Annotated in this window: 6 protein-coding genes; 1 reads left to right on the top strand and 5 read right to left on the bottom strand. The window is 32.1% G+C overall.

Features of this window, described 5'->3' with window-relative positions:
• Positions 1–113 precede the first annotated feature (113 nt).
• A complete protein-coding gene (locus tag Q0352_RS09005) occupies positions 114–1,331 on the top strand; it encodes a solute carrier family 23 protein (protein ID WP_299526850.1) in 1,218 nt (405 codons plus the stop codon).
• An 86-nt stretch (positions 1,332–1,417) separates the two neighbouring features.
• Here Q0352_RS09005 and Q0352_RS09000 read toward each other — a convergent pair whose 3' ends face one another.
• The 5 genes from Q0352_RS09000 to Q0352_RS08980 all read right to left on the bottom strand — a co-directional run bounded on the left by Q0352_RS09000 (position 1,418) and on the right by Q0352_RS08980 (position 7,263).
• The gene (locus Q0352_RS09000) at positions 1,418–2,722 is read right to left on the bottom strand and encodes an NCS2 family permease (protein ID WP_299526848.1); all 1,305 of its coding nucleotides are present in this window, start codon (positions 2,720–2,722) and stop codon (positions 1,418–1,420) included.
• Position 2,723: 1 nt separating this feature from the next.
• A complete protein-coding gene (locus Q0352_RS08995) occupies positions 2,724–3,362 on the bottom strand; it encodes a DUF5020 family protein (protein ID WP_299526846.1) in 639 nt (212 codons plus the stop codon).
• A gap of 225 nt (positions 3,363–3,587) precedes the next feature.
• On the bottom strand, positions 3,588–5,492 hold the full coding sequence (locus tag Q0352_RS08990; protein WP_299526844.1) for a pyruvate carboxylase subunit B: 1,905 nt from the start codon (positions 5,490–5,492) through the stop codon (positions 3,588–3,590).
• Positions 5,493–5,511: 19 nt separating this feature from the next.
• A complete protein-coding gene (locus Q0352_RS08985; protein WP_299526842.1) occupies positions 5,512–5,697 on the bottom strand; it encodes a hypothetical protein in 186 nt (61 codons plus the stop codon).
• A 9-nt stretch (positions 5,698–5,706) separates the two neighbouring features.
• Entirely contained in the window at positions 5,707–7,263 is a 1,557-nt protein-coding gene (locus tag Q0352_RS08980) for an acyl-CoA carboxylase subunit beta (protein ID WP_299526840.1), read from the bottom strand.
• Positions 7,264–7,420: the final 157 nt, after the last annotated feature.

The raw sequence follows: 7,420 nt of genomic DNA, 5'->3' as shown, positions 1-7,420 counted from the left end.
TAGGTTTCATAGAATCATTCTAAATTTTAATATATAAAACAATCTTAAGTCTTTCATTTAAGATTGTTTTGTTTTTATTGTTAAATTAGCTCGATTTAAAAAAAAACTAACCAATGAAACCTACACAAAATCAAACTTTTACCGACACCTCAAATCCAATAAAACGTATTATTATTGGTGTACAATTTTTATTTGTTGCTTTTGGAGCGACTGTATTAGTACCTCTTTTAATAGATATTGACCCTGCAGTTGCGTTATTTACTGCTGGTTTTGGTACCTTAATTTTTCATTTTATAACCAAAGGAAAAGTACCTGTTTTTTTAGGCAGTAGCTTTGCTTTTATTGCACCAATTATTGCAGCTACCAAAATTTATGGCTACCCAGGTACATTAGGAGGAATTATTGCCGTGGGTATAGTATATGGGATTGTGTCTGCTATTATAAAATTATGGGGATTGAGAGTTATCGAAAAAATATTCCCTGCTGTGGTAGTAGGTCCTGTAATTATGATTATTGGGCTTTCCCTTGCTACTGTTGGAGTTGATATGGCAAAAACTAATTGGCCAATAGCTGTAACTGTTTTAGCAACAGCTATAATTATTGTTACTTTTACAAAGGGCTTAATAAAACTAATTCCAATTTTTATTGGAATTATTGTTGGATACATTATTTCAATTGTATCTGGATTGGTAGATTTCTCTTCAGTGAGCGAAGCTGCTTGGTTTGCATTGCCAAAATTTACAACACCAGAATTTAACTGGGGAGCTATTTTATATATGATTCCTGTAGCAATTGCCCCTATTATAGAGCATATTGGAGATATGTATGCTATAAGTGGTGTTGCTGATAAAAAGTTTGTAAAAGATCCTGGACTGCATAGAACAATTTTAGGTGATGGTATTGCTACCGTTTTTGCTGGTTTTTTTGGTGGACCACCAAATACTACTTATTCTGAAGTAACAGGTGCTGTAGCTTTAACAAAAATTACTGACCCTAGAATTTTGAGAATAGCTGCAGTTACTGCAATTGTATTTTCATTAGTTGGTAAAATTAGTGCTATTTTAAAAACGATTCCAGCTTCTGTATTAGGTGGAATTATGTTATTACTTTTCGGAATGATAGCCAGTATTGGTATTAAAACTTTAATTGATGCTAAAACAGACTTTTCAATAACAAGAAATCAAGTAATTGTTTCAATTATTTTGACTATTGGTATTGGAGGAGCTCAAATTAGTTACGGAAATTTTTCGTTAGCTGGTATTGGTTTAGCTTCAGTTGTTGGTGTACTATTAAATTTATTGTTACCAAAACAAAAGGAATTAAGCAACTAATTTTCATAAAGAAATAAGAGTTAACATTAAATAAAAAAACCTTCTTGATAAATTCAAGAAGGTTTTTTTATTTAATAATATTCAATTTATACGTAAAACTTAATAATAAATAATATCGCTATTATCACCATTATTGGTTTTATCTCTTTGTATTTTCCTGTCAATAATTTTAATAAAACGTATGATAACATCCCAAAAACAATTCCTTCTGCAATACTATACGTTAGTGGCATCATTATAATTGTGAAAAACGCTGGAATAGATTCAGTAAAATCATCCAAATCAATTTTCATAATCGGAGAAATCATGAATAATCCAACAATAATTAATGCCGGGGCTGTAGCAGCTGCAGGAATTATCATAAAAACTGGAGCAAAAAATAAGGCCAAAGCAAACATACCTGCAACTGTTAATGCTGTCATTCCTGTTTTCCCTCCTTCTGCAACACCTGCAGCACTTTCAACATAGGTTGTAACCGTTGAAGTTCCAAGAATTGCACCTACAAAAGTACCAATTGCATCTGCAAATAGTGCTTGTTTTACGCGAGGAACTTTTCCGTCTTTATCCAACATCCCAGCTTTTGAAGACACTCCAACTAAAGTTCCAACAGTATCAAACATATCAACAAATAAAAATGTAAATAATACAATCAACATATCTAAAGTAAATATCTGAGAAAAGTCAAATTTAAAAAATACTGGTTCTAATGATGGAGGTAAACTTACAAAACTAAAATTTTCTGGAACAACAGTAACACCAACTATTAAACCAATAATTGTTGAAACCAAAATACCAATTAAGATTGCTCCTTTAACTTTTTTGGTTAGTAACACCCCAATAATTAAAACACCGGCCATACCAACCAATACTTCTGGGTTTTTCATGCTTCCCAAACTTACTAAAGTTGCTGGATTGTCAACTATTAAACCTGTTCCTTTTAAACCAATAAAAGCAATAAACAGACCAATACCAACAGATACAGCATGTTTTAAATTTATTGGAATAGAGTTTACAATAAGCTCTCGAATATTAAAAGCTGTTAATATTATAAATATAATACCTTCTAAAAAAACTGCTGTTAATGCAAATTCCCAAGAATACCCCATTCCTAACACAACTGTAAAAGCAAAAAAAGCATTTAATCCCATACCTGGAGCCAATGCAAAAGGTAATTTAGCGTATAATGCCATAACCAAAGTTGCAATTATAGCTGATAAAGCAGTTGCTGTAAATACGGCATCTTTATCCATTCCTGCCGCACTTAAAATACTTGGGTTTACTGCCAAAATATACACCATTGTCATAAATGTTGTAATACCTGCAATAACCTCAGTTTTAAGTGTCGATTTATTTTCTGTAATTTTAAAATACTTATCTAACATATTTTTCATTTTAAATATTCCATTTAACAGCTAAAGTTGGTCTTCCTTTAATAGCGTCACTATTTACTCCGAAATTTGAAGATATTTCAAGTTCTCCACCAACTGAAAAACTTTTGTTTAAATGATACCACAATTGAGGTTCTGCTAAAAATACATTACCATCAAAGAACAATCCTTTTTGGGTCCAATAATCTGCAAATCCAGAAAATGTTAATTTATCTGCAACTATATTCCAATACCAAGTTCCAGTAATTTGAAAGTTTCCTTCATTAGCACCTGTAAAAGCTTTATAACCTGCATACGTTGAAAATCCCATTTTAGCATTTCCTTTGCTGTAGTTAGCACCAAAAATCCATGCTTCATTCAAACTAAAATTATTTCCATGCCCTCCATTGTATTCAATGTGAGCACCAATAGGCATTTTTTCTGTTTTTAATACACGAGCTATTTCATAATATGCAAAGCTTGTACCTACTGAAGCGTTGTAATCAAAATCAATAAATGTGAATGTATTACCATATTTATCCATTTTAAACATTTCAAATGTTGTTGTAAAATGACCTCTTTCAAGATCTCTGTGTAATTGAAAGTTTTGTGCAGTAACAGCAACTGTTACCAAAATTGCAAAAAGGGTGATTTGTTTTTTCATTGTGTTGGTTTGTTAATTGTTTATTGAAAAATTTAGAAACAAAAATACTACAATAAGTACCAGATAGTCTTATTTCAATAATTCAATTATTAACAGGTAATTAACTATTTATAATGAAAATAAATAACCAATAATAATATTTTTATTAGGCATAAAAAAAAGGCACTTGAATTTTTAATTTCAAGCACCTTAGTTTCACCAATTCAAAATATTATTTAATTCCGTTTATTCAATTAAAAAGAGAACATCTCCTTTTGAAACTGAATCTCCAGAATCATATTTAATTCCACTAATAACACCATCTTTATTAGCTTCTAAATTATTCATCATTTTCATTGCTTCCAGAACTACAATTGTTTCACCAGCTTTAACAGTATCTCCATTTTTTTTCTTGAATTCAACTATCATTCCAGGAATTGGAGCCAAAACAGCACCATCATTTACAACTTCCTTCTCTTTCTTCTTTTTGTCTCTTCTTGGGGCTGCCATTCTTCCTCCTGACATTCCATTTGGAATTGTCACATTGAATTTTTCACCGTCAACAATAACTTCCATTTCATGCGATGAGCCTCCTGAATTTTTACCAGAAGTTAATTCACCTGCTAAAGCTTTAGCAATTAATATTTCTTCTTTCTCTACTTGTTCCATTGTTTTAGCTTTCACATCAGCTGGCACTTCTTCTTGACCATATTTCCATTTCAAGAATCTTTTACCTGTAACAGGATACAATGCACACAATACTTCATCATCAACATCTTGGGTAAGACCTTTGAATTTTGCTTTTACATTGTCCATTTCAGGCTCTAAGATTGAACCAGGACGAGCTGTAATAGGAGTTTCTCCACGTGGATAATCTTTCAATGCTTTTTTCTGAACTTCAGGATTGATAGGTTCAGTTGTTTTACCGTATAATCCATAACAAAGATCTTTTACTTCTTCTGTAATTTTAGCATATTCACCTTCATAAGAATCAAACAATACATTGTTTACTGTTTGCACACCAACAATTTGTGATGTAGGCGTTACCAATGGAATATTACCTAAATCTTTACGTACTTTTGGTAACATACGGAATACATCTTCCAATTTATCCAAAGCATCCATTGCTTTTAACTGATTAACCAAGTTAGAAAGCATACCTCCTGGAGTTTGGTGAAGCAATACATTAATATCAGTAGTAGCATACTTAGGATTGTTATCTAAATGCTTATACTTAGGAATATATTTCTCCATTTCATCAGAAATAGCAGTTATTTTATTGATATCCATACCTGAATCACGGTTAGTTCCTAACAATGACATAATTAATGGTTCAACAGCTGCATGAGAAGTACGGTAAGCATATGGGCCAATACAAGTATCAACAATGTCAATACCAGCTTCTATAGCTTTAAATATAGCCAAATCACCCATTCCTGAGGTAAAGTGTGTATGCAAGTTTAAAGGAACATTCGTAATTTTTTTAATTTCACGAACCATGTTATAAATATCATATGGAGCAATTAAACCAGCCATATCTTTTATACAAATAGAATCTACCCCAAAAGCAACAAGTTCTTTTACCTTGTTCAAATAGTATTCCATATTATACACATCACCACCTAAACGAGGTTGGTTTAAGGTATAACAAACAACTCCTTGAAAATGCTTATCATTGTCTTTAATTACTTTAGCTGCAGTTTCAAAATTACGGTAATCATTCAAAGCATCGAAACAGCGAAATATATCCATCCCGTTATCTATTGACCGCTGAACAAATGCTTGAACAACATCATCAGCATAGTTACGGTAACCAACAACATTCTGACCACGTAACAACATTGAGAATGGTGTTTTTGGCATTACTTTTTTCAATGTTCTTAGTCTTTCCCAAGGATCTTCTCCTAAGAAACGGTGCATAGTATCAAACGTAGCTCCACCCCAAGTTTCCACTGCATTATAGCCAGCGTTATCAATCATTTCAGCTACTGGCAACATATCTTCTGTACGACCACGTGTAGCAAATAAAGATTGGTGTCCATCACGCAAACTTACATCATTAATTTTTATTGGATTAGCGGCTTTAATACGGTTTTCACCATATTCTAATTTGGCCATTTCTAATACTCCGTGTTTATCGAAATTCATCATTTTTATGTTTTAATAATTTTTAAAGAAAAGGTTTAACTCCTGGTGTTTTCACTTTACTTTGTAGCATTTGTCTACCACTAATAATTCTACTGATTCCCATTTTTCCCCAAGCATCATTAGGTGCTTTATCTGGGTTGGTTTCCAATTGAGTGTAACAACTTACTGCTATTACTGCTGCTCTTCTCTTTTTTTGTGTTAGTGTCATAATAATAAATTATAGTGGAATGTTTCCGTGTTTTTTAGGAGGCAATGCTTCTGACTTAGAAGACAATGTTTCTAAAGCCATTACAAGTCTTTCTCTAGTTTCACTTGGCAAAATTACTTCATCAATATATCCTCTTTCAGCTGCTAAATAAGGTACACTGAAAGCTTCTTCGTACTCGTCGATCTTCTCTTTAGTTTTTGCTACTTTATCTTCTGCTTCACTAATATCTTTTCTATAGGTTGAAATTACTTCAACAGCTCCTTTAGCTCCCATTACTGCAATTTCAGAAGTTGGCCAAGCAAATACCATATCAGCACCTAAATGACTTGAACTCATTGCAATATATGCACCACCATAGTTCTTTCTACATACTACAGTAAATTTAGGAACTGTAGCTTCAGAATATGCATATAATAATTTTGCTCCGTGTCTAATAATACCGTTTAATTCTTGATTTACACCTGGCAAGTATCCTGGTACATCAACAAACGTGATTAATGGAATATTAAACGCGTCACAAGTTCTAATAAATCTAGCAACTTTATCTGAAGCATCAATATCTAAACAACCAGCTAAAAACATTGGTTGGTTTGCAACAATACCTACTGATCTGTTATTTAATCTACCAAAACCAACAATCGCATTTTCTGCAAAATATTCATGAACTTCATAAAATTCTCCCCCATCTAATACTTCCTCTATAATAGTTTTCATATCATAAGGAACTTTAGAATCATCTGGTATAAATGTATCTAACATATCACAAGATCTTCTTGGATCATCCCCCATATCTAATGCTGGAGCAGACTCCATATTATTGTTTGGTAAATAATCAATTAAATCTCTAATTTGTTCTATACAATCAGTATCATTATCACAAGCAAAATGAGAATTTCCACTTTTTGAACTGTGAACCATTGCGCCTCCTAATTCTTCAAAAGTTGTTTCTTCTCCTGTAACCGTTTTAATTACATATGGACTTGTAATAAACATATGACTTGTTTTTTTAACCATAAAAACAAAATCAGTAATAGCTGGAGAATAAACTGCACCACCAGCACAAGGGCCCATAATTGCAGAAATTTGAGGAATTACACCTGAAGCTCTTGAATTTCTAAAGAAAATGTCTCCATATCCTTTTAAAGCATCAACACCTTCTTCAACTCTTGCTCCCCCTGAATCATTTAATCCAACTATTGGTGCTCCTGCTTTTAAAGCTAAATCCATTACTTTACAGATTTTAGCAGCATGCATTTGACCTAAAGAACCACCTCTTGATGTAAAATCTTGTGAATATGCAAAAACAGATCTTCCATTTACCAATCCATACCCAACAATGACACCATCAGATTCAATGGCTACTTTTTGCATTCCAAAATTAGTAGATCTATGTTTTGCAAATGCGTCTATTTCATGAAAAGTATCTTCATCAAACAAAACATTTAAACGTTCACGTGCAGATAATTTACCTTTTTCGTGTTGTTTTGCTATTCTGGCTTCACCTCCCATTTCAGCTACTGCTTCACGTTTGGCTTTTAGTAATGCTATTTTTTCAACAACTGTCATTGTATATAATTTTTAACTAAATTTTAATTATTTTACCTTGGTATTTCTTTGTAACAAATATAGCAATTGTATCCCAAAAAAAAACCTATAAATGTCAGTCTTTTTTATTATGATTTTAATTTTTACTCAATAAAATTTAAAAAAATATTTAATATCT

Origin of the sequence: uncultured Lutibacter sp. (assembly GCF_937891065.1) — a bacterium.
In the GTDB taxonomy this organism is placed as follows: Bacteria; Bacteroidota; Bacteroidia; order Flavobacteriales; family Flavobacteriaceae; genus Lutibacter.
The sequence above is the reverse complement of the archived record's forward strand: the minus strand, read 5'-3'. Positions and strand labels throughout refer to the sequence as shown.